This window comes from Streptomyces sp. McG3 (assembly GCF_018619185.1).
In the GTDB taxonomy this organism is placed as follows: Bacteria; Actinomycetota; Actinomycetes; order Streptomycetales; family Streptomycetaceae; genus Streptomyces.
The window spans coordinates 1-22,236 of record NZ_JAAXYC010000120.1 but is presented as its reverse complement, the minus strand read 5'-3'; the positions used below and the strand labels follow the sequence as shown (position 1 = coordinate 22,236).

General features: G+C 69.8%; 23 protein-coding genes and 1 pseudogene. 14 read left to right on the top strand and 10 right to left on the bottom strand.

What is annotated here, in order from left to right:
• Positions 1-20 precede the first annotated feature (20 nt).
• The 3 genes from HET64_RS20185 to HET64_RS39670 all read right to left on the bottom strand — a co-directional run bounded on the left by HET64_RS20185 (position 21) and on the right by HET64_RS39670 (position 1,198).
• The gene (locus HET64_RS20185; protein ID WP_215107572.1) at positions 21-404 is read right to left on the bottom strand and encodes a hypothetical protein; all 384 of its coding nucleotides are present in this window, start codon (positions 402-404) and stop codon (positions 21-23) included.
• Between the two features lie 237 nt (positions 405-641).
• Positions 642-845, bottom strand: coding sequence for a cold-shock protein (locus HET64_RS20180; protein WP_050363172.1), 204 nt, complete (start codon positions 843-845; stop codon positions 642-644).
• Positions 827-1,198, bottom strand: coding sequence for a cold shock domain-containing protein (locus HET64_RS39670; RefSeq protein WP_308370235.1), 372 nt, complete (start codon positions 1,196-1,198; stop codon positions 827-829). Before HET64_RS39670 ends, HET64_RS20180 begins: the two co-directional genes overlap by 19 nt.
• A 430-nt stretch (positions 1,199-1,628) precedes the next feature.
• Between HET64_RS39670 and HET64_RS20170 the strand changes: the two genes are divergently transcribed.
• Positions 1,629-1,868 carry a carbohydrate-binding module family 14 protein gene (locus HET64_RS20170; protein ID WP_215107571.1) on the top strand — a complete coding sequence of 80 codons (240 nt, stop codon included), beginning with the start codon at positions 1,629-1,631 and terminating at the stop codon, positions 1,866-1,868.
• A 100-nt stretch (positions 1,869-1,968) separates the two neighbouring features.
• Here the strand turns inward: HET64_RS20170 and HET64_RS20165 are convergent, their stop codons facing one another.
• Positions 1,969-3,204 (bottom strand): condensation protein, encoded by a 1,236-nt coding sequence (locus tag HET64_RS20165; RefSeq protein ID WP_215107569.1) that lies wholly within the window; start codon positions 3,202-3,204, stop codon positions 1,969-1,971.
• A 1,057-nt stretch (positions 3,205-4,261) separates the two neighbouring features.
• Here HET64_RS20165 and HET64_RS20160 point away from each other — a divergent pair.
• A complete protein-coding gene (locus tag HET64_RS20160) occupies positions 4,262-4,465 on the top strand; it encodes a cold-shock protein (protein ID WP_215107567.1) in 204 nt (67 codons plus the stop codon).
• A 272-nt stretch (positions 4,466-4,737) separates the two neighbouring features.
• On the top strand, positions 4,738-5,514 hold the full coding sequence (locus HET64_RS20155) for a hypothetical protein (RefSeq protein WP_215107565.1): 777 nt from the start codon (positions 4,738-4,740) through the stop codon (positions 5,512-5,514).
• Between the two features lie 62 nt (positions 5,515-5,576).
• Here HET64_RS20155 and HET64_RS20150 read toward each other — a convergent pair whose 3' ends face one another.
• From HET64_RS20150 to HET64_RS20135, 4 genes are all read right to left on the bottom strand, one after another.
• Complete coding sequence (locus HET64_RS20150) at positions 5,577-6,119, bottom strand: CAP domain-containing protein (RefSeq protein WP_215107563.1); 543 nt, start codon at positions 6,117-6,119, stop codon at positions 5,577-5,579.
• 671 nt (positions 6,120-6,790) lie between these two features.
• Positions 6,791-7,270 carry a hypothetical protein gene (locus tag HET64_RS20145; protein WP_215107560.1) on the bottom strand — a complete coding sequence of 160 codons (480 nt, stop codon included), beginning with the start codon at positions 7,268-7,270 and terminating at the stop codon, positions 6,791-6,793.
• A 298-nt stretch (positions 7,271-7,568) separates the two neighbouring features.
• Positions 7,569-7,838 carry a hypothetical protein gene (locus HET64_RS20140; RefSeq protein WP_215107559.1) on the bottom strand — a complete coding sequence of 90 codons (270 nt, stop codon included), beginning with the start codon at positions 7,836-7,838 and terminating at the stop codon, positions 7,569-7,571.
• Positions 7,839-8,066: 228 nt separating this feature from the next.
• Positions 8,067-8,513: a hypothetical protein gene (locus tag HET64_RS20135; protein ID WP_251145590.1), complete on the bottom strand. Its 447-nt coding sequence runs from the start codon at positions 8,511-8,513 to the stop codon at positions 8,067-8,069.
• Between the two features lie 138 nt (positions 8,514-8,651).
• Here HET64_RS20135 and HET64_RS20130 point away from each other — a divergent pair, with 138 nt between their 5' ends.
• From HET64_RS20130 to HET64_RS20115, 4 genes are all read left to right on the top strand, one after another.
• Positions 8,652-9,578 carry a hypothetical protein gene (locus HET64_RS20130; protein WP_215107557.1) on the top strand — a complete coding sequence of 309 codons (927 nt, stop codon included), beginning with the start codon at positions 8,652-8,654 and terminating at the stop codon, positions 9,576-9,578.
• 1 nt (position 9,579) lies between these two features.
• Entirely contained in the window at positions 9,580-12,615 is a 3,036-nt protein-coding gene (locus tag HET64_RS20125; RefSeq protein WP_308370233.1) for a Helicase associated domain protein, read from the top strand.
• A gap of 408 nt (positions 12,616-13,023) precedes the next feature.
• The gene (locus tag HET64_RS20120) at positions 13,024-14,019 is read left to right on the top strand and encodes a hypothetical protein (RefSeq protein WP_215107555.1); all 996 of its coding nucleotides are present in this window, start codon (positions 13,024-13,026) and stop codon (positions 14,017-14,019) included.
• Positions 14,020-14,761: 742 nt separating this feature from the next.
• Positions 14,762-15,178: a VOC family protein gene (locus HET64_RS20115; protein ID WP_215107553.1), complete on the top strand. Its 417-nt coding sequence runs from the start codon at positions 14,762-14,764 to the stop codon at positions 15,176-15,178.
• Between the two features lie 123 nt (positions 15,179-15,301).
• On the opposite strand, the gene HET64_RS20110 is transcribed toward HET64_RS20115, so the two are convergent.
• The gene (locus tag HET64_RS20110) at positions 15,302-15,481 is read right to left on the bottom strand and encodes a hypothetical protein (protein WP_215107551.1); all 180 of its coding nucleotides are present in this window, start codon (positions 15,479-15,481) and stop codon (positions 15,302-15,304) included.
• A 301-nt stretch (positions 15,482-15,782) separates the two neighbouring features.
• Between HET64_RS20110 and HET64_RS20105 the strand changes: the two genes are divergently transcribed.
• From HET64_RS20105 to HET64_RS20075, 7 genes are all read left to right on the top strand, one after another.
• Positions 15,783-16,661: a HipA family kinase gene (locus HET64_RS20105; RefSeq protein ID WP_215107549.1), complete on the top strand. Its 879-nt coding sequence runs from the start codon at positions 15,783-15,785 to the stop codon at positions 16,659-16,661.
• The gene (locus HET64_RS20100; protein WP_215107547.1) at positions 16,658-17,041 is read left to right on the top strand and encodes a DUF3037 domain-containing protein; all 384 of its coding nucleotides are present in this window, start codon (positions 16,658-16,660) and stop codon (positions 17,039-17,041) included. The genes HET64_RS20105 and HET64_RS20100 overlap by 4 nt, the downstream gene beginning before the upstream one ends.
• 219 nt (positions 17,042-17,260) lie before the next feature.
• Positions 17,261-18,022: a 3-oxoacyl-ACP reductase FabG gene (fabG, locus tag HET64_RS20095; protein WP_215107545.1), complete on the top strand. Its 762-nt coding sequence runs from the start codon at positions 17,261-17,263 to the stop codon at positions 18,020-18,022.
• 20 nt (positions 18,023-18,042) lie between these two features.
• Positions 18,043-18,798, top strand: coding sequence for an SDR family oxidoreductase (locus tag HET64_RS20090; protein ID WP_215107543.1), 756 nt, complete (start codon positions 18,043-18,045; stop codon positions 18,796-18,798).
• A 118-nt stretch (positions 18,799-18,916) separates the two neighbouring features.
• Entirely contained in the window at positions 18,917-20,497 is a 1,581-nt protein-coding gene (locus HET64_RS20085) for an ABC transporter substrate-binding protein (protein WP_215107541.1), read from the top strand.
• A gap of 91 nt (positions 20,498-20,588) precedes the next feature.
• Complete coding sequence (locus HET64_RS20080; protein ID WP_215107539.1) at positions 20,589-21,272, top strand: uracil-DNA glycosylase; 684 nt, start codon at positions 20,589-20,591, stop codon at positions 21,270-21,272.
• Positions 21,273-21,382: 110 nt separating this feature from the next.
• A complete protein-coding gene (locus HET64_RS20075; protein WP_215107537.1) occupies positions 21,383-21,922 on the top strand; it encodes a hypothetical protein in 540 nt (179 codons plus the stop codon).
• 29 nt (positions 21,923-21,951) lie between these two features.
• Here HET64_RS20075 and HET64_RS20070 read toward each other — a convergent pair.
• Positions 21,952-22,236: pseudogene (locus tag HET64_RS20070) on the bottom strand (hypothetical protein); the annotation flags it as partial.

The following is a 22,236-nucleotide window of genomic DNA, read 5'->3' as shown; positions in this document are numbered from 1 at the left end:
ATGTGGCTCTGGTGCCAGCGCTACCCGAAGGTGACTACTTGGGCCTGCCCTGTGACGACATTGCCGTCACCGTCGACCAGTGCAACGCGCACTTGCACGGTCTGCCCTGCTGATGGCTGCTCACCGTCGAGAGCGATCGTGGCGGAGTGGCGAGAGCCTTCGCACGTCACGTCAGTCTGAGTTCCGGTGGCTGACGGGCTGTCTGCGTTGAGATCGCCCACCATCGCCTTGATTTCGACGACTCCTGCCGAGGCATCGCAGGCGTAGTCAACCGTCAGCTCGGCCGGGCCGACAGCGGTGATCTCGATGGAATTCTCGGCGGAGGCCGGAGCGGCAGGCAATGCGACGGCCAAGGCCATCGCCACGCCGACCGCCGCGAGTCGAGCAGAGGAAAGCTTGTTCATGCACCAGTCAACGACTTGCCTGGCGGGCGGGTAACGCCCCGTCACTTTCTGCACGGTCTCGGCCGGTACACAGGCAGCCGGCGCCTTCAGCAGGCCACCGGCATCACCGAACGATGGGGCACCACAGTCCGGGCCGTCCGGTGTGATCGAGCATCCGGGCGGGGCTGCCGTTCAGAGGCAGGACGGGCAGTGCCCGAGCGGCCCAAGGCTCCCGGCGGGGGCCTTGGGCCCGAAAACTCAGGCGCTGGTGACGTTCTCCGCCTCGGGGCCCTTGGGCCCGTTGGTCACGTCGAACTCGACCGCCTGGCCCTCATCCAGATTGCGGAACCCGGAAGCGGCGATCGACGAGTAGTGGACGTACACCTCCGCACCGCCGTCGTCCGGGTTGATAGCCCCGTAGCCCTTCTCCGCGTTGAACCACTTCACCGTTCCCGTCGCCATGACGTTTCCCTTCTGGCACTGCTGGAATACCCCGGACACCCTCCACCGGGCCCCGGGCCGGACCGCCGCGCGCCGTCACACATCCGCACGGCGGAACCAACCCGACCACCACCGAACCCCGATCCCGGGCAGGAGCGTTTCCCCCCGCGCGTCACCGGCGCGGAACCAGCTCGGTTCCGGGCCGGAGCGGAAGGCCACACCGTCCCATTGGTGACCTCGAACTCGACGGCCTGGCCCTCGTCGAGGTTGCGGAAGCCGGAAGCGTTGATCGCCGTGTGGTGGACAAACACCTCAGCACCGCCGTCGTCCGGGTCGATGGCTCCATAGCCCTTCTCCGCGTTGTACCACTTCACCCGTTCCTGTCGGCATGATGTGCTTCCCTCCTGGGGCAGCTCCGGGGCACCTGGCCGGGCTCCGGGTTCCGGCCAGGTGCCTCACGCACACGGCCGGGGCGAAACCAACTCGGCCACGTCCGAACCGTGTTTCCCGACAGAACCGTTTGCCCCGGACCGGTCGCGCACGCCGTCACCGACTCGCACCCCGGTGGCTCTCGGACGCCCGGAGACCACCGCCACAGCGGGCCACACAGCTCGCGTCCCCGAACCTGTTCCTGACGCCCGGACAGCGCCGGAAACCCGGAGAGTCTCCCCAGCGAAGCGCTACGGCAGGTTGCCCCACACGTTCCCCGCCCGGACATCAGCTTCCTCGTCACCCGCCGCGTTCGTGACTTCCGACGCCCCGATCCGTTGGAGACACCAAATATCACCTCCGAAAGGTCCCCCTGTGCTCAAGAAGATCCTCATCGCTTCGATGCTCACAGCCACCGCCACCACGGGATTCGCTTCCCCCGTCATGGCCGCCGACCCCGCACCACACAGCGCCGACACCACCCTCACCGCCGACGTACCCGCCGACGGCCCGGCCGGCTCACGCAAGCACACCATCGGACGCTGCTCGCCCGGGCTGCTCTTCGACTCGATCAAGCTGACCTGCGACTACGCGGGACTTGTCGAGCCCAGCTGAAAGAACCCTGCCGACCGGTCGTCCCTTCCCCCTTGCCCACCTACGCAGTGGGGGCCGGCGGCCATGACGGGGGAAGTCCGGATGGCCCTCTCGTCCTCGCTTAAGCCGTCCTCAAGAGGTTCTCCAGTCCGGCCGATACGCGGCGGGCGAACTCCTGGATCTGCTGGTCGGTGTACCAGGCAGTGCTGTAGGTGAGGTCGACGGCCAGGCGGCCCTGGTAGCGGCTGACGACGGCGAAGATCATGGGGACGTGTCCGAGCGGGGCCAGACGCACACCGGTGACACGCAGTCCACCGACCACTGCGGGGACAGTGATGGTGCCGACGTTGGTGATGACGAGGCTGGGCGGGTGCTGGTCGAGCATGTACGGGAACGCGGCAAGCTCCCGTGCCGCATCCCCGCTGTCCAGTGCCGCCCGCAACTGTGCGGCGACCTCCTGGCCGACCGTGGCGGGGTGGTTCGCCTCCCCGATCCGCAGTCGCAGGGTGGCCGTGGTGGCGGCGGACTGCAGGAGGCCGGCGGGCAGAGGCGGGGAGAGCCGGCGCCGCATGTCCACCGCGGTCGTGCACAGCACCGGCCGCGGTCCCGGTGCAGGCGGGAGCAGGGAGTGCAGGCTGGTCAGCAGGACTCCGGAAACCAGGGAGTTGAGGGTGAGCGATGCGTCGCGAGCCGCCTGGGCCAGGCGTGCGCTGCGGTCGGCACCGGTATCGATGCCGATCAGGCGGAAGGCAGGGTGAGGGCCGGGGCCGCCCTCGTGGGAGGCCAGTGCGGGCACAAGCGCGGGAGGTTCATGCGCATCGAGGCGTGCCCGCGCGGCCACGAAGTCCCTCAGCCCTTCAGGAGTGAACCGGGCGGCGAGAAGCTCGTCGAGCGAAGGACCGAGCACCGGGAGCTGCGGGAGCGGGGGAAGCGGGTGCCCCGTGGCCAGTGCGCTGTAGATGTCCCACAGCCGGTGGTGGAGGTCCAGGTAGCTCATTCCGTCGACGAACGCCCGCGGCAGGGTCAGCACCACCCGGGTACGCCCCGGCTCCCGCAGGAGGGTCATCCGCAGCAGCGGGTCCTCCTCCCAGAGCTGTGGTGTGTTGATCTCCTCGTCGAAATCCGCACCGTGCCCCAGGACCGGGCCGCGGCCGACCTCCCCGGTACGGACCACAGCCCGACCGTCCCGGTCCGGGACGATGCGCGCACCCAGCAAGGGACAGCCCGCGTACAAGTGGGCGAGTGCCTGGGCGAGAGCCTCCTCGTCCAGGGCGCCCTCGACCGTGCTCTGCAGAACGACCCGCACACCGGCCGTATGGATGGCCGCCTCGTGCGGAGCGAGCAGACGTTCAGCCATGATCCCCTCCAGCCCTCGGAAACGGCATCCGCCGCCCCCGGCGCTGACGTACTGCCCATCCGCAAGCCGGACCCAACACGGGCACAGCGGGGCACACATGTGCCCGCGTACCGGGGACTGCGTCGTCCTGTCCTCCATCGCCGACCACGTCGGAAATGCGCTCCGCCCTCCGAGAGAACCCGGTCACCACAACGGTCCGCCAGCAGCCCTGAGGCACCTTTCGGGAGACTGCCGCCCCTCCCGCTTGGGCCCGTGTGCCACCGGGGCCAGCCCCAGAGCCGTGGCATATCGAGATCCAGGGCCCGGCCGGCCGAACCGGGTTGGACCCGCAGAGTCCTGCTCAAGGCCGCCCGGGACAGCACCGGTCCGGTGCGAACGCCCGGCTCCGGCATCGGACCTCACCCCGGAACTGCGTCCAGCAAAGGCGCCTTCCCTGTGAAAGCACAGAACGGTCACGTGCGGCCTGGCAGCGCCAGTGGCCCGGCGCCAAGGCGCGGCCCACGATCCGCCAGCCGTCCGTACGGCCGCCCGGCCGTGCCGTTCGGCCCGGCTGGCCGACAGCGCTACGCGGCCCGCACCAGCATCGAGGATGCCCTCCATGCCGTCCACACACCGGCCTGCGGCAATGCCGCTACCGACGCCTCGCCAGACCCCGACTCCGGCACCAAACTCACCGCAGCCACGACCAGCCCCGCACGCCTCGGCGCCCGGACCACCAACAGGCCCCCACCCCACCCAACCTGCCGCAAGCGGGGCACCTACCCCCGGGGCGAGGATGCCGGAGCCTGGGGGCCAGTTGTTGGAGAAGACGCCGGCTGAAGCAGATACGGCATGCGACCGTGTGCGGGCCGGCCGCACCGGCTGTTCGGTCACCCCCGTGTCGTGGTCGGCGGCGCGCGGGAGAAAACGCTTCTGCGCCGCGTGGTGAGGCAGGGGTGGTCAGCTGGGGCTGACCGTCGCGGAGGCGCCCGGCCCGAAGGTCACCCGAAGCGGGACGCTTCCGCCGCCCGGCAGGGGCGGCCGGGCAAATCCAATCATCCGAGAAGGGAACAGTCTCATGGCGTCAGGGAAAGTGAAGTCGTACCACCCCGAGAAGGGCTTCGGCTACATCACGCCGGACGATGGCGGCGCGGACGTCTGGTTCGACCACTCCTCGTTCGACAACATCAACTTGGATCACCTGGAGGAAGGCCAGACGGTCGAGTACAAGGCCGCCAACGGGGTGAAGGGCCCGGTCGCCGAAAGCGTTCAGCTCTCCTAGCAGACCGACCAAACTGGGGGCACCGGTACAGCGGACCGTGATGGGCACACCGGACCTCACTCCCCGCCCGCATCCCGGGCGGCGCCCTCCCCGTCCCCAGGCCGAAGCCCGTCACGCCTCGCTCGAAGCCGCAGGCCAGATGACTTTCGAGCTGTAGGCGAACCCAGCAACATCATGGGCTTGGCGTACTCACCATCTGGTTCGAACTGAGACTGTCCGGCAGCACCACCGCGCCGCGCGTCAAGGCGCGGCCGCACTGGTGGATTCAGCGGATGGTGACGAACGCGCTGCCCGCCCTGCCGGCACGGGCGGCCCAGGGCAAGGACTCGCTGCGGTCCATTACCTGTGACGACGTTCTCGCCATCCTGCCGGACAGCGGAACCCCGCGCGTCGACATGCTCCAGGGCCTGCGGCACATCCTGTGGCCACTGAAGAACCGGCGGATCATCTTCACCGACCCCACCGCCCAAATCTTCTGCGGCATGCCGACCCCCACCATCCCCCTGCCCTTCGAGGTCGACGCCCTCCGTGAAAACCTCGGCGAACAGCACGTGCCGCGGGCCGCCTTGGCGGCCCTGGCCGTCTTCCACGCGCTCAGCTCCGGGCAACTGTGCAGGCTGAAGAGCACCGACCTGCGCGACGGGCGGCTGTTCCTGCCCGGCCGGACCGTCCTGCTCGCCGACCCGGTGCGTATCCGCCTGGCGGCCTACCTGGACTACCGCAACCGCCGCTGGCCCCGCACCGCCAACCCCCACCTGTTCCTCTCCCAGACCACCGGCTGCGGTGTCGAGCCCGTCAGCCACGTCTGGATCAACGACGTCCTCGGCATGCCCACCAGCCGGCTCCGCGAGGACCGCCTCCTCCACGAAGCCGAGGCCACCGGCGGCGAGCCCCGCCGCATCTGCGACCTCTTCGGACTCTCCGTCGCCGCCCTGCGCTACACCGGCACCATGGACCAGCCCGGCCTCATCGAACACAGCCTCCGCAACGCGGGACCGCCACCGAGGCAAGGGGCCGAGCAGAAACCAGGAGACCACTCCTGGCCCTGAGCTGTACCGCCCGCCGAGCGGGGCTCGGCGGGCGGTGTGGATGTTGCGGGTTCGCTCAGCCGTCAGCGAGGCCGGCCGACGTTGTAGTGGAACTTGTGCAACTGGTTGCCTGCCGGGGTGTAGCGCGCCACGACGTAGGTGGAGGCGTCGGGAAGGATGCTGCCGGCCGGACACTGGGCGACGGCGAGGCTGATCTGCGTGGTGCCCTGCCACACCACCTGTGTGAAGTTTCCTGTCTGCGAACTGAAGCCGGGATTGCCGTGGTTGTACCGGGCCGACTCGGCCATCCAGGTACGGAAGGCACTCTTGATGGCGGTCTGGTTGTCTGTCGCTGTCTCTGCGTGAAGGGTCTCGCCGTAGCCGTTGCTGGCGTTCGAGTGCTTGAACTTGCAGTCCTTCGCGTGCTGCTCCGTGGCCGGAGTGAGTTCGTCGCTCCAGGTGAGAGGCCGCGCCTGGTACTTGGCGCGGTAGTCATTCACCGTGGTGAGGGTCAGGCTCTTCTCCTGGGCCGTTGTTTCCGCCGACGCGGGAGCCGTGCTCATCAGGGCGGCAGCGGTGAACGTCGTGGCCAGGGCGATATGTCGCGCAAAGCGAGTCGAGATCATAACTCTAAGTCATATCGATAATGCTCTGAGTAATCAAACCCGAAGGGTCGCCGCCCCGGGAAGTTTCCGCTCGGGAAGTCCGACATACCCGAAGTCTCCAGGCTCAGGGCGCCGCACACCCACAGGACCGCCCGTACCCGTGACAGGTCAACGACCAGGGCATCGAAGCGCCGACGAGGTGGGTCAACTCCGGCGGGTCTGTCCCGGTGGCACCGTCTGCACCGCGGGCCGCTCAATCACCCGAACGTGAGCGAGGCGCCCCGCGACTTCCCCAGGCAAGGCGTGCGACGGCCCCGGGCTGGCCTTCCCGCCGCAATCTGGAAGGTCGTGGCCCTCGCCCGCGACACCCACCCCAGACCGCGGCATCACCTACGCGCCTCCTGGCCGCGTCTGATACAGGAAAGCCCGAGACCGACCGTTTCCGCCTCCGCACTTCATCGCACCCGCCGCCCGGCCCTGCGCACCCCTCGGTTGGGCGGGCACGGACGAACCCCGGCCCGGCCAGCTACCGTCACCCACGCTTTACCCGCGAGTTCGGCTTAGACCCCCTTCAGAAAACTCGAACCCACGGCCTTTGGCCATCGTCTGTTGCGCGACCCGGCCCGCGCCCCAGTCGCCGGGAGCCTCCATCGCCTGGCAGCCCGGGGGCAGGTCTTCTCGCACCCGTCGGATCAGGCTTGTCGGACGGCAGTCCACTTCTGCCCGTCTTCCTCCGCCAGGACTGGCCGGAGCACCACGGAGCCATCGACGTTGGTGAGTACCTGCCCCGGGTACATCCTGCTCTCGATCGTGTCGTAGCTGCCCGGCGTGAGGTTCACCTTCCACCTCTGCGGCTTGCCGGGGTTGGCCGCACAGGGCGCCAGGCGGACGTCGTCCGCAGCCTCCGCCTTGAGACACCCGGAGGAACCGTTGAACTCGATCTGGTACACCCCGGCCGCCGCCCCCGGCGGCGTCTTCAGTACCCACCCAACGGACCCGTCCTGGCCGGCGACCACGTGCTCATAGTCGTCAGTTCCGAGAAACTCCGACGTGAGCTTGTTGAGGAAGGAGACTTTCCGGTCCTGCGCACCGGCCGGGCTGCCGATGAGAACACCGGCACAGATCCCCACGGCAACCGCTACCGCGACCAGGGACTTCTTTCGGTTGGCCATCGTCCACCACGCCTTTCGATACCCGCTGCACCGACCGAACAGCGAGAAGGAGCGCTGCGACCATTCGCCACAGCGCCCCTTAAACGATCAAAGGCTCCGCGCGTCACCCCCACGACAGGCCGTGCGGCCGTGCACGCTTCCCGGCCGCCGAGTTCGAACGATCGACGGTCAGGTCGTGATGACGCGCCCATTACCGTAACCGCACCCGCCCCTGCACCGTCACGGTGCGGGGGCCGGGGCAAAGGTCCTTCGGTCAGGGTCACTTCAGCCGCTCCGGCCCGCGGTCCGCTGCTCTGCTTCACGTGGCGGGCGGGACCCGGTGAGCCTTGATGTAGCGGGCGGGGTCGCTGCGGTAGGTCGTTTGCCCGTGGCGTGCGGTCTGTTCGGCGAATGTCTCGTTGGTGTCCAGGATCTCGTCGAGCGGGTCGAGGAAGGTGAGTGCTCCGGGTTGTTCGAGTCCGTCGTGGATACGGGCCTGCAGGCCCTTCCGTGCGAGTGCGAGCGGGTGGCGGGCCAGGTCGCGGACGGTGTGTCCGCCCAGGCGGGTGGCCAGTCCGGCCGTGGGCAACGTCCGTTGTGCCGTGTCGGTCTCTTCGGGTGTGTGGTGCCGGAGGAGCTCCCAGGCCGCCGTGCGCGAAGGGGCGCGGTAGGTCTGTCCGGTCCACAGGGCCGGTACCGCGGGGATGTGCTGGTACGGGGGCCGTCCGGAGCCCGGGTCTCCAGGATCCGGCGGACACGGACGGTGGTGTAGATCTGGTCGAGGTGGGAGGGCCAGTCGTTCCAGTCGGGTCGTCCGTTACCAGCGCCGCGTGTCGGCAGCTCGGGCCACGCGCGATGCCTTCGGGCCGAAGACGTCGTCGAATGCGTGGGCCTGGTGGCTGCTGACGAGGTGATAGGCGCCGCTCCGGTGTCGCAGGGCGTGCGCTGTGTAGTGGAGGACTTCTGCGGGCGTGAGGACGTTCATGTCGCCCAGGACGTAGTAGAGCGGTGTGGGGGCGTGGGCGGCGGTGAAGAGCAGGCCGGCGTTCACGGTGGCGGTGCTGATCGCGTAGCGGTCGCTGCAGGTGCTGGGCATGCGCTCCTTGGCGTCGATGGTGACGAGGTCGGCTCCGCGGGCGGCGATGAGGTCGGGGAACTGCCGCAGGGTGGAGCGGGTGCGGCGCAGCGCGTCCTGGATCGGGGCGGGGTAGATGCCCTGGCCGCAGGGCTGCACCGTCCATCCGCGGGCTTGCAGAGCCTGCATGACCCGGCTCTCGTGTCGGTCACCTATCTCCTTGCGTTCCGGCCAGGTCGGCACTGCTCCCCCTTGGATCCCACAGCGCGAATAGTGGTACGAAGCAAGAGTGCTTCGTGCTACCACCGTAGGGGTTAGGATTCGGTCATGGCGGCATACGTTGACCCACGGTTTCGTCCCACGCTCTGGCCGGGGACTCCCGTTCCGGCGCCACCGCTGGAACCGGTCACCGGCGTCCGCGTCGACGGGGACTGGATCCTGTGGGACCTCCAGGACCCGCGCGCCGTGCGGGAGTCGGCCACTCTTCCCGATGACTTCTACCTGCGTGAACTGCTGGAACTCCACCCCGACGATCTGCCGGCCCTGGCCGACTGGATCAGTACCTACGGGATGTTCTGCGACTTCGGCACCGGCCTTGCCGACGCCGACTGGGGCGAGGACGAGCAGCGGCAGCTGGAGGAAGCGGCGGACCGTGGCAACGGCGGCACCGGGGGGTCCGGCATGCACCGTGACCTCCTCAAGATCTACATCCGGGAAGCCCAGGAAGCCGTCACGACGTGGCTCGCCTGCTGCCGCGAAGGAGGCCTGGACGAGCTCATCGCCCCCGAGGTCACCGAAGCCCGGCTGGCCCGGCTCCGGGCCGGCAACGCCCACCGGGACGACGGATGGCCGCAAGACCTCGAAGTCCTGTCCGAGTACCTCCTGTGGGATCGGCTCAGCCAGCTGAGAGGCGCGATGCAGGCAGCCCTGCAACCGTTCAGCATCGGCATCGGCGGCCTCGCCGACCGCCACCCCACCATCTACTCCGTGGCCTTCCTCCAGCTCTACAACCACATGGCCGAAGGCGCCACCGTCCGCGAATGCGCGAACGAGACCTGCCGGCGCCCCTTCGTACGCCAGCGCGGCCGCGCCGAGTACGGCCAGTACCGCACCAGCGGCATCAAGTACTGCACCCGCGAATGCGCCCGTGCCCAAGCCCAACGCGAACTGCGCCGACGACGCAAGCAACAACCAGCACAGGGCCCCGAACCAACCGCACCCCAGCCGACAACCGCCACCCCCCAAGGAGCCTGAAGTGATCAGACTCCGCGAGCACCAGGCAGACCAGAAAGCAGCGTTCCGGAAGTGGGTGGGCTTCCCTGAAAAAACACCGGTACCGCCGCAGGGTGCCCGGGGCACGATCGTGTCCGCGACCGGCTCCGGCAAGACGATCATGGCCGCCGCGTGCGCGCTGGAGAGCTTCGCGGACGGCCGGATCCTCGTCACGGTGCCGACCCTGGACCTGCTCGCGCAGACCGCCCAGGCGTGGCGGGCGGTGGGCCATCGGGCCCCGATGGTCGCGGTGTGCTCGCTGGAGAACGACCCGGTGCTCAACTCGCTGGGGGTGCGCACCACCACGAACCCGATCCAGCTCGCCCTGTGGGCCGGTACCGGGCCGGTCGTCGTGTTCGCCACGTACGCCTCCCTCGTGGACCGCGAGGACATCACCGCGCCGACGACGGGCCAGGGGAAGGTTCGTGGGCCGCTGGAGGCCGCTCTTGCGGGCGGGGAGCGGCTGTACGGGCAGCGTATGGACGGTTTTTCGCTTGCGATCGTGGACAAGGCGCACGGAACCGCTGGTGATCTTGGGCGGCCGTGGGCAGCGATCCACGACAACCAACGCATCCCTGCGGACTTCCGGCTCTACCTCACCGCGACCCCGCGCATCCTCGCCGCACCCCGCCCCCAGAAGGGCACCGGCGGCCAGGAGGCGGAGATCGCCACCATGGCCAACGACCCGGAGGGCACCTACGGCGCGTGGCTCGCGGAGCTGGGTCTGAGCGAGGCGATCGAGCGGGAGATCCTCGCCGGGTTCGAGATCGACGTGCTGGAGATCCGTGACCCCTCGCCGGTTCTCGGGGAGTCGGAGGAGGCGCGGCGGGGCCGGCGGCTGGCTCTGTTGCAGACGGCGCTCCTGGAGCACGCGGCCGCGCGGAATCTCCGGACGGTGATGACGTTCCACCAGAAGGTTGAGGAGGCGCGCGCGTTCGCGGAGAAGCTGCCCGAGACCGCTGCCGAGCTGTACGTCAACGACGCCTCCGACGCCGACCTGGCCGCCGCCGACCGGCTACCGAACTCCTCCATCGACGCGGACTTCTACGAGCTGGAGGCCGGCCGCCACGTACCCCCGGACCGGGTGTGGTCGGCATGGCTGTGCGGCGACCACCTCGTCTCCGAACGACGCGAGGCGCTGAGGCAGTTCGCCAACGGCATCGACGCGGCCGGGCGCCGGGTTCACCGCGCTTTCCTCGCCTCCGTGCGCGTGCTCGGGGAAGGCGTCGACATCACCGGCGAGCGCGGGGTCGAGGCAGTGTGCTTCGCGGACACCCGCGGCTCGCAGGTCGAGATCGTGCAGAACATCGGCCGGGCGCTCCGCCTCAACCGCGACGGCTCCACCAAGGTCGCCCGCATCATCGTGCCGGTGTTCCTGGAGCCCGGCGAGAACCCCACCGACATGGTCGCCTCCGCCTCGTATGCCGGGCTGGTAGCCGTACTCCAGGGCTTGCGTTCGCATGACGAACGTCTGGTCGAACAGCTCGCCTCCCGCGCGCTCACGAGCGGGAAGCGCAAGGTCCACATCCGGCGTGACGAGAACGGGCAGATCGTCGGAGCCGGCGGGGAGGGTGACGGCGGGGACCAGGAGGACGACGACACCCAGGCCGCTGCCGAAGCGGCCCTGCTCCACTTCTCCAGCCCGCGTGATGCCGCGACCATCGCGGCGTTCCTCCGGACGCGGGTGTACCGGCCGGAGTCCCTGGTGTGGCTGGAGGGCTACCAGGCCCTGATCCGCTGGCGGGCGGAGAACGGCATCACCGGCGTCTTCGCCGTCCCGTACGACGTGGAGGTCGAGGTCGGCGTCACGAAGGACTTCCCTCTGGGGCGGTGGGTGCACCAGCAGCGCAAGGCCTTGCGCGCCGGCGAACTCGAGGAGCGGCGCAAGACGCTGCTGGATGCCCCGGAGGCCGGGATGCTCTGGGAGCCGGGTGAAGAGGCGTGGGAGGCCAAGCTGGCCGCCCTGCGGTCGTACCGGCGGGCCACCGGGCACCTCGCGCCGCGTCAGGACGCAGTGTGGGGTGAAGGGGAGGCGATGGTGCCCATCGGGCAGCACATGGCCAACCTGCGCCGCAAGGGCGGCCTGGGGAAGGACCCGAAGCGTGCGGCGGAGCGCGCGGAGCAGCTGGCGGCGGTCGACCCGGACTGGAACTGCCCGTGGCCGCTGAGCTGGCAGCGCCACTACCGGGCGCTCGCCGACCTGGTCGACGCCGACGGCCACCTGCCCTACATCGCGCCCGGCATCACGTTCGAGGGCGACGACATCGGGACGTGGCGGTGGCGGCAGCAGGAACCCGGCACGTGGGCGCAGCTGATGCCCGAGCAGCGCGAGCGCCTGGAGGCGCTGGGCGTGCGGGGCGCGCCCCTCCCCGTGGCCATCGCCCCGGCGGAGCTCCGTCCGGCGCTGGCCGCCGCACTCAAGGGCCCGAAGAGGGCGGGGAGCAAGGCGGAGCAGGCGTTCCAGCGGGGCCTGGCAGCCCTGGCGCAGTGGGTGGAGGAAGGGCAGCGGCCCGTCCCGCGCGGCGCGGCGGTGGACGTCGTAGTCGACGGCCAGACGGTGCCGGTGAAACTGGGGGTGTGGCTGTCGAACACCAAGTCGAGACGCGACAAGCTCACCACGGAGCAGCGCGCCGCCCTCGCCGCGCTCGGCATGGAGTGGGCGGGCCCGGCCCCGGCCGCCGAGGCCGCCACCGCCCCCCTGGGCGGAAGCGGCAAGCAGGACTACGACCACGAGGGTCGGATCCACATCAATGAGCGGTCCTACTCCGCGGCGTCGGACGGCTGCACGATCGCCGTCAGCGGCCTCGGAGCCCGGAGCTTCAACATCCGCAACGACACCAACAAGACCGTCGAGGTGTTCCGGGGCGCCACCTGTGACAACGGGGCTCCCATCGCCACCGTGGGCCCGCACAGCACCAGCAACGGTGTGAAGCCGCACTGGGTCGACGGCGGCCTGTACGTCGAGGACGGTGTCGTCGGCAGCTTCCGCGTCGTCGAGAGCAACCACCGCAAGTGGTAGTCGCGCCACCAGCGCTGCACCGAGACCCCGGCCCGTCGGAATCGGGCCGGGGCCTCCGGTACAGGCGTGCGCCTGGCCGCCGGCCAGTCAGCAGTGGCGGTAGGAACGAACGAGCCACCTCTGACCGGTGCGGTACTTTCAGCACGATACTAGATGCTTGCTACATATTACGCCCGCCGGCGTAGGCGTCTGGTGTCGCCCGTTGATCGCGACCGCTTCTGAGCGGCGCCTTCCCTGAAGGCAAGCCCGAAAAGGCAGTCAGCAGTCGGCGGCGGGGGAGCCGCCGCCGACTGCGGGCCACGGCCGGCAGTCCATTTCCGGGAATCCGGCGGTACGGGTCCGATCTCATTCCGGGCCCGCTGCCGGCTGAGTCACCTTCCTGATGGACCTTACTCAAGGGTGAGACTCGTGAAGCTCTACAGCGGTTCTTTGAGAAAAGCCAAAGACCCCCATGCGACAGCGCTTGCACGGCGGCTTGACGCGTGTATCGACGATGCGGCGTACTGGTCGAAAAGGATGCCGAGAGAGGTCACTTCCCTGGTGCACAGGGCCAGGCGCTTCAGTATCGCCTCCGGAGCACTCAGTTTCTCCACCGGTCTTCTGGCCTGGCCCCTGGTCGCCGAATCCTCATCGCTCACGGCGCAGACGGTGATCTCCGGTCTTTCGGGGCTGGCCGCGCTGGCGATCACCGCCCCCTATGCGGGCGGTCTGAGCGACCGTGGAGATGAAAGCATCGATCTGTGCCGCGCCTATGGTGTGGCGCATCGGGACCTCCTTGACGCGAAGGCCCGCCTGGCCGGCGGAAGCAGGCGGGCCAGTGCGCAGGCAGCCGAGGCGATCGACAGGTTCGAGTGCATTCAGGAACGCAGGGAGGCCCTCCGCCTGCCTGGCCTTCCTGTACGCGAGGAGCCTCCCTCCGTACGCGAAGAGCCTCCCTCCGTACGCGATGAACTCCCCTCCGTCGGCGGGGAACGCGAGCAGCTGGGCCTGGGTCTGGTCCCGTCCAACGAAGCGGAACCTCCTTCGCTGCCGTCGAGACACGCCTACGCGGCCCTGGACGAGGAGATGCGCGCAACACTCGCTCACATGCTGACCAGCAGGTCGGAGCCGCAGGGCCTGGCGCTGGGCCCTGAAGCCTGGACCTCCGTTGCCGCACTGCACCCGGTCCCGTCACCGGCGAAGACCCCGGAGGCGGAGTCGGCCGACTACGCACCGGCGGAACCTCGGCCCGCTCTGCCCGGCCAGACATCGCGCGGCCATGGCCAGGGCAGGCCTTGGGGAGAATTCCTCGGGAGCATGGTGGAGACCGGCCACAGAGCCACTCGCGCGGGAAAGGACTCCACGAACGCGGTCGCGGCCTACCTGGGATTGGCCGAACGTACCGCCTGCCAAAAGAACTTGTGACGCCGCGTCGAGCGCACCCGTGTGCGATGGAAGGACCGCGACTCGACCCGCTGACCGCGACGGGCCGGCGCACGGCAACAGTCCTCACGGTCACCCAGCTCACCGGTCAGCTTTCGACCAAGGCTCCGGAAGGTTGCATTACCGCACCGGCGAGGCGGGGCGCTTTGGCGTGCGGCGGCGAAGCGGTAAGAGCTCGTGTTGCCCGATAGCCGTTTCGTCTTTCAAGAGGAACACTCACGCTTCGCCGTATCGCGTTCACCCTGGCCGCTGACGCCGCCGCCGGTTTCGCCCCCGCCCCCGCCGCCGCCAACGACTGGGAGGGGCGGCAAGGCCGGCGGCTACCAGCACGTCGAAGGGCACAAGGCGAGCGCGGAATACCTGAACCTCGGCGGCCCGTACGGCATCACCTACGCCAGCGGGGAACTCGCCGGGTTCCGGGAGGAGGGCTGCCGTGGGGCGCCCCAGAAGTGGCGCCCCACGGCCGCTGTTCCTCACAGGCCGTCACCGCGAGGAACGGGTACGGCGGCCATCGTCGATGGCGCCGCGGTGCGCGGTGCTCCTTCCCAAGCGACCGTGCACAGGTCATTCGCCACCGGACGGGTGGTGGATTGGTCCGCGAGACGATTCCTCACCGGTTGGCCCAACCATCCCGTCGGCGGCCGAGGCCCGGCACCGAGGATTCGCCGGACCGGTCGGCGAGTGGAGACCCTGGAGACACGGTGGGAGGGTGCAGCATGAGGCCATGACGATTCAGCCCCGCGCTTTCGCCCATGTGCGCCTCACCGTCACCGATATCGAGCGCTCCCGCGCCTTCTACGACGCGGTCCTCGGGCTGCCGGTGGCCTTCGACCTCCCTCCCGACGCCGACGAGAAGACCCGCGAACAGCTCTCCTTCCTCTTCGGCGGGGTGATCTACCAGCTCGGGGACTCCCTCTTCGGTCTGCGGCCCGTCGCCTCGGACCGTTTCGACGAGGACCGGGTCGGCCTCGACCACGTCAGCTTCGCCGTGGACGGACGGGCGGACCTGGAGCGGGCATCGCGCCACCTCGACCGGCTCGGGGTGGCTCACGAGGGGATCAAGGACATCGGAGCGGGATACATCCTGGAGTTCCGCGACCCGGACGGCATCGCTCTTGAGCTCTTCGCACCGGGAGGCTGACCTCCGGCGCTCAGGGATGCGCGCGTCATTCCTTACGGCTGCGTCCCCTGTCGAGGTCCGCGTAGACGACGAGGTCGTCCCGGTACTCACCGCGGCTGCGGTCGTAGGCGCTTGAACAGGTGATCAGGTGCGGGGCGGGGCGCCGCCGCTGGTCGCGTAGACCTGACTGTCGGGGAAGACGTCCTTCTCGTACCGGCGAAGGGCCCGGATCGTGAAGGTGATGGTGGGCCGGTCGTCCCGCACCAGGGTGACCTTGTCGCCCGGGTCGAGCACGGAGAGTCCGTGGAAGGCTCCGGTTTCCACGTGCTTCGGCACACCTGGGCCTCGATCATGTGGGAAGCCGGGGAGTCCGTCGTGACGCCGGCCCGGTGGCTCGGAGACTCCTCGTCAACGACCACCCTCGGTTACTATGCTCACTTCGTGCCGGAAGCCGGCAGCAAGGGGCGCGGCACCATCGACGGTCTGCTGGGGGAGCGGGGAGGCCAACGCGTCAGCCGCACCTCCCCAGATTCTCCCCAGCGCCGCTGACCGGTGATTCCTGCCTATGCGCGCTGGAGAAGTCGTCCGTGGATCGCAAGGCCGAAGAGATGGGTGGCCTGGGAGAGTGCTGGAAAAAGTCGTAGCGACCCGCTATGTCACGCCCCTGCGTGAGGGCGGCTCGCTCCCGGGAATCGTCGAGGCCGACGATCTCGGTACGTACGTCATGAAGTTCACCGGGGCGGGGCAGGGCCGCAAGACGCTCGTGGCGGAGATCATCTGCGGGGAGCTCGGCCGTCGGCTGGGGCTCCGGGTGCCGGAGCTGGTGACCATCGAGCTCGACCCCGTCATCGGGCTCGCCGAGCCCGACGAGGAGGTGCAGGAGCTGCTCCGTGCGAGCGGCGGACTGAACCTCGGGATGGACTACCTGCCGGGCTCGTTCGGGTTCGATCCGCTCGCCTACGAGGTCGGGGCGGCCGAGGCCGGGCGGATCGTCTGGTTCGACGCGCTGATCAACAACGTCGACCGCTCCTGGCGCAACCCGAACCTGCTCGTCTGGCACGGCGACCTCTGGCTCATCGACCATGGCGCGACCATGATCTGGCACCACAACTGGCCCGGCGCCCAGGCCTCCGCCGCTAAGCCGTACAACGCCTCGGACCATGTCCTGGCGCCCTTCGGGCCGGACATCGCGGCCGCGGCCGCAGAGCTCGCCCCGCTGGTCACCGAGGAACTGCTCACCGAGGTGGCCGCCGACGTGCCGGACGTCTGGCTGGCCGACGAGCCCGGTTTCGCCTCCGCCGACGAGGTGCGCCGGGCCTACATCGCACCGCTGCTCGCGCGGGCCGCCGACATCCACGGGCGGATCACACTGGACGCGCCGGCCGCGACCCGGCCCTCCCAGGCCCCGGGCTGGCTCACCGAGCGGCTGCCGCCCCGGCCGCAGCAGGCCGCCGGCGACCGCGCCGCGGCGTCCGCCCGTACCGGCGAGGAGGGTGGCCGATGACGCGCCGCGACGTCTTCGAATACGCGCTCCTGCGCGTCGTGCCCCGCGTCGAGCGGGGGGAGTGCTTCAACGCCGGGGTGCTCGTCTACTGCCGGGCACACGCGTTCGTCGCCGCCCGCACGCACCTCGACGAGGCGAAGCTGAAGGCTCTGGACCCGGGGGCCGATGTCGTCGGGGTGCGGGCCGCCCTGCGGGCCGTCGAGGGGGTCTGCGGCGGCGGTGAGGGGGCCGGTCAGGCGGCGGGCGACGACGCCGGGCGGCGGTTCCGCTGGCTGATCGCCCCGCGCTCCACGGTCGTCCAGCCCGGCGCCGTGCACAGCGGCCTGACGACGGACCCGGCCGGTGAGGTGGAACGGCTGCTCCACCTCCTCGTGCGCTGATCCACGCCCCGGCGGGACCCTGACGGCACAGCGGCGCGCGCTCCCGCCCGGTGTGACGTGCGGCCCGCCGGGGCGTGCGCCGTTGACACCGCGTGCCAGGGCTTCTAGCGTCTCGTCTGCTGAAGGTACTAAGCGGTTGCTCAGCAGTCGGGAGTCCTTCTGTCAGGGAAACGCCCCGACATCCGCTGAGCCCCGATCCAAGGGCGAGGAGAACCAAGCATGTCCACCACCGAGCAGCGCGTCGCCATCGTGACGGGAGCGGCGCGGGGCATCGGCGCCGCCACCGCCGTACGTCTCGCGGCCGAGGGCCGTTCCGTCGCCGTACTCGATCTCGACGAGGCGGCCTGCAAGGACACGGTCGAGAAGATCACCGCCGCCGGGGGCACCGCGCTCGCCGTCGGCTGCGACGTGTCGGACGCCGGTCAGGTGGAAGCCGCCGTCGCGCGGGTCGCCGCCGAGCTGGGCGCGCCGACGATCCTCGTGAACAACGCGGGCGTGCTCCGCGACAACCTGCTGTTCAAGATGAGCGAGTCCGACTGGGACCTCGTGATGAACGTGCACCTCAAGGGCGCGTTCCTGATGGCGAAGGCCGTCCAGGCCCACATGGTCGAGGCCGGGTTCGGCCGGATCGTCTCGCTCTCCTCCTCCTCGGCCCTCGGCAACCGGGGCCAGGCCAACTACTCCGCGGTCAAGGCGGGGCTCCAGGGCCTCACCAAGACGCTCGCCAAGGAGCTCGGCAAGTTCGGCGTCACCGCCAACGCCGTCGCGCCCGGCTTCATCGTCACGGAGATGACCGCGCAGACGGCCGCCCGCGTCGGTATGGGCTTCGAGGAGTTCCAGGCGGCGGCCGCCACCCAGATCCCGGTCCAGCGCGTCGGCCGTCCCGAGGACGTCGCGAACGCCATCGCCTTCTTCGCGGGCGACGACGCGGGCTTCGTCTCCGGCCAGGTCATGTACGTGGCCGGCGGACCCCTCAACTGATCCGAAGGGCAGCGGACAACATGACGGTGCAGGACAGCGGAAAAGTCGCCCTGATCACGGGCGCGAGCCGGGGCATCGGCTACGGGATCGCCGAAGCGCTCGTCGCCCGCGGCGACCGGGTGGCCATCACCGGGCGGGGCGAGGACGCCCTGAAGGAGGCCGTCGAGCGGCTCGGCTCCGACCGGGTGATCGGCATCGCGGGCAAGGCGCACGACGAGGCGCATCAGGCCGCGGCGGTCGAGCGCACGATGGAGGCCTTCGGCCGGGTCGACTACCTGGTGAACAACGCCGGGACGAACCCGGTCTTCGGCCCCATGGCGGAGCTCGACCTGAACGTCGCCCGCAAGGTCTACGAGACCAATGTGATCTCGGCGCTGGGCTTCGCCCAGCAGACCTGGAAGGCCTGGCAGAAGGAGAACGGCGGGGCGATCGTGAACATCGCCTCGGTCGCCGGGGTCTCCGCCTCGCCGTTCATCGGCGCGTACGGCATGAGCAAGGCGGCGATGGTCAACCTGACCCTCCAGCTGGCCCACGAGTTCGCCCCGGTCGTCCGGGTCAACGCCATCGCCCCGGCCGTGGTCAAGACCAGGTTCGCCGAGGCCCTCTACGAGGGCCGCGAAGCGGAGGCGGCCGCCGCCTACCCGCTGGGCAGGCTCGGCGTGCCCGAGGACATCGGGGGCGCGGCGGCCTTTCTCACCTCCGCCCAGTCCGACTGGATCACCGGCCAGACCCTCGTGGTCGACGGGGGAATTTTCCTCAACGCCGGCGTGGGCTGAGAGCGGCCTGGGCCGGTTTGGCCCTGATTGAGTCAAGTGCCCCGCCGGGCCAGCGGATTGACCCGGCGGGGCGCTGCGGTATGGTCTGCCGACCCATGGCTGATCGAGGAGCGTGCACGTGTTCTACCGGGCCAGTCTGCAGGCTGCTGCAGCCCTAGCTTCCCTTTCTCTGCTGGCCGGCTGCGGTCTCCTTTCCGACAGCGGATCGGAAACGGACCAGAAGATAACCGTCGGGACGACCAGCTCACCGTCCACACTCGATCCCGCGGCAGCCTGGGACGGTTCCTGGGAGCTGATGCGGAACGTCTACCAGACCCTGGTGAGCTTCCCCTCCGGCAGCACGAGCCCGGAGCCGGACGCGGCGGAGTCCTGCAAGTTCACCGACGCCACGAGCATGGCGTACCGGTGCACGCTCAAGGAGAACCTCACGTTCTCCAACGGCGAGAAGCTCGACGCCGAGGCCGTGAAGTACTCGATCGACCGCATCGTGGACATCCACTTCAAGGGCGGCCCGGCCGGGATGCTCGACTCCCTGGACCGGATCGAGACCAAGGGCGACGACACGGTCATCTTCCACCTGAACAAGTCCGACGCCACGTTCCCGTTCATCCTGGCCACGCCCGCCATGTCGCTCGTCGCCCCCGGCGACTACCGCAAGGACAAGATCCGCGACGACGGCAAGGTCACCGGTTCCGGCCCCTACCTCCTGGAGTCCTACGAGGACCGGGTCACCGCCGAGCTGAAGAAGAACCCGGACTACAAGGGCTTCGCCAACCGGAAGAACGACGCGGTCACCATCCGCTACTTCGAGAAGTCCGCCGACATGGTGAGCGCGCTCAAGGCGGACGAGATCGACGCCACCTACCGGGGTCTGACCGCCGAGGAGGTCGTCAGCCTGGAGGACAACAAGGACGACAACGCCGGCCTCCAGATCGTCGAGAGCACCGGCGCGGACATCCGCTTCCTGGTCTTCAACCCGAAGGACCCGGCCGCCGCGAACCCCGCCGTCCGCAAGGCCATCGCCCACGTCGTGGACCGCGACGCCCTGGTCGCCAAGGTCTACCGGGGAACCGCCGAGCCGCTCTACTCCATGGTCCCCAAGGGCATCGCCGGACACACCACGAGCTTCTTCGACACCTTCGGCGACCCGGACGTCAAGAAGGCGAAGAACATCCTCACCAAGGCCGGTATCACCGAGCCCGTGAAGATGAAGTTCTGGTACACCACCGACCGGTACGGCTCCTCCACGGAGCCCGAGTTCGAGGAGCTCAAGCGGCAGCTGGAGGACTCCGGGCTGTTCGAGATCACGTTGCAGGGCGAGCCCTGGAAGGTGTTCCAGGAAGGCTTCAACAAGGGCGAGTACCCGGTCTTCGGCCGCGGCTGGTTCCCGGACTTCCCGGACCCCGACAACTTCATCGCCCCCTTCGTGGGCAAGGAGAGCGTCACCGGCACCCCGTACATCAACAAGGAGATCACCCAGCAGCTGATCCCCGCCTCGCGGCAGGAGAGCGACCGGGGCGCGGTCAGCAAGCAGTTCGAGCGGGCCCAGGAGATCCTCGTCGAGGACGTCCGCCTGCTGCCGCTGTGGCAGGGCAAGCTGTACGTCGCCGCGGGCGAGGACATCGGCGGCGGCGAGCGCGCGCTCGACCCGCAGACCGTGATGCAGCTGTGGGAGCTGTACCGCAAGGCCAGCTGGTAGACGTCGTACGGAGGGGCTTCCGGGGCCCGTTGTCAGTGGCGACCGGTAGGTTCTGGGATCAAGAACCTGTTGCTCACCGGAGGTTGTGGACGTGACCGATATCGACCTGCTGCCCGATTCCTGGCGCGCAGTCCTCGGCGAAGAACTCCAGAAGCCGTACGTCAAGGAGCTGGCGGACTTCGTCGAGGAGGAGCGGGCCAAGGGGCCCGTGTATCCCCCGCGAGAGCAGGTCTTCGCCGCCCTGGACGCCACGCCGTACGAGAAGGTGAAGGTCCTTGTCCTCGGCCAGGACCCGTATCACGGCGAGGGCCAGGGACACGGGCTCTGCTTCTCCGTACGCCCCGGTGTCAGAACGCCGCCGTCGCTGCGCAACATCTACAAGGAGATGCAGCAGGAGCTCGGTCTGCCGATCCCGGACAACGGCTATCTGATGCCCTGGGCCGAGCAGGGCGTCCTCCTGCTCAACGCCGTGCTCACCGTCCGGAGCGGCGAGGCCAACTCCCACAAGAACAAGGGCTGGGAGAAGATCACCGACGCGGTGATCCGCGCCGTCGCCGACCGGCCCGACCCGGCGGTCTTCGTGCTCTGGGGCAACTACGCGCAGAAGAAGCTGCCCCTGATCGACGAGGAGCGCCACGTGGTGGTGAAGGGCGCGCACCCCTCGCCGCTCTCCGCGAAGAAGTTCTTCGGCTCCCGCCCCTTCGGCCAGATCAACGAGGCCGTGGCCGCCCAGGGGCACCAGCCGATCGACTGGCGGATTCCCGAACTCGGCTGACGGGCCCCGGCCGACGGGCCTGGACGCCCGTGTCTGACCGGTTATGCGGAGGCCCGGCGTTAGCGTCGGACCGACGGCAACCGGCTGGACCGGCGACGGAGGAGACCGCAGTGGTGGAGCAGCAGGAGGCGTCCGATGACGCCGTCATGACCAGGATCGGCCAGGCGATCATGCTGCTCCACGGAGGTGACCGGGAGGAGGCCCGCAACCGCTTCGCCGCGCTCTGGTCGGAGCTCGGAGCGGACGGCGACGCCCTGCACCGCTGCACCCTCGCGCACTACATGGCCGACACCCAGGACGACCCCGGCGACGAGCTGGCCTGGGACCTGCGCGCCCTGACGGCCGCCGACGGGCTGAGAACGGCCGAGGGGCCCGGCGACGGGCCGAGCGGTGGCGAGGGGCCTGACGCCGGCGAGGGGCGTGGCGGGGACCGGGCGGCCGAACACCGGGACACCCCTGCCGTCCGGGCGTTCTACCCCTCGCTGCACCTCAACCTCGCGGCGGACTACCTCAAGCTCCAGCGCCCCGACTCGGCCCGTATCCACCTCCAGCGGGCCCGTGCCGCGGCCGAGTCGCTGGCGGACGACGGGTACGGCGGCGGGGTACGCGCCGCCATCGACCGGCTGGAACTCCGCATGCGGGAGCATTGACCCCGCACAGCCGCGCGGAGGCGGGAGCGTCAGCGGCCGTACGTCTCCGAGCAGCTGACGGACTCCGGACTGCCCGCGGGCCAGCCGCCGTACCCCCGGCCGAGCGCGCAGATGTCCGCCCCGCCGCCGCCGGGGACGCGGGGCAGGGCGGGCACGGTGACGGACGGGACGCCCGGGACCCGGCGCGGCGTCCGGGACTCCGGCGGGTCCGGGCGCTCCCGAGGACGGGAGGCCCCCGCCGGTGCGGTGCGCCGGTCCCGCGGCGGGGAGCTGGCGGCCGGGGTCGCGGGGGAGGGCGGCAGGGCCGCCGACGG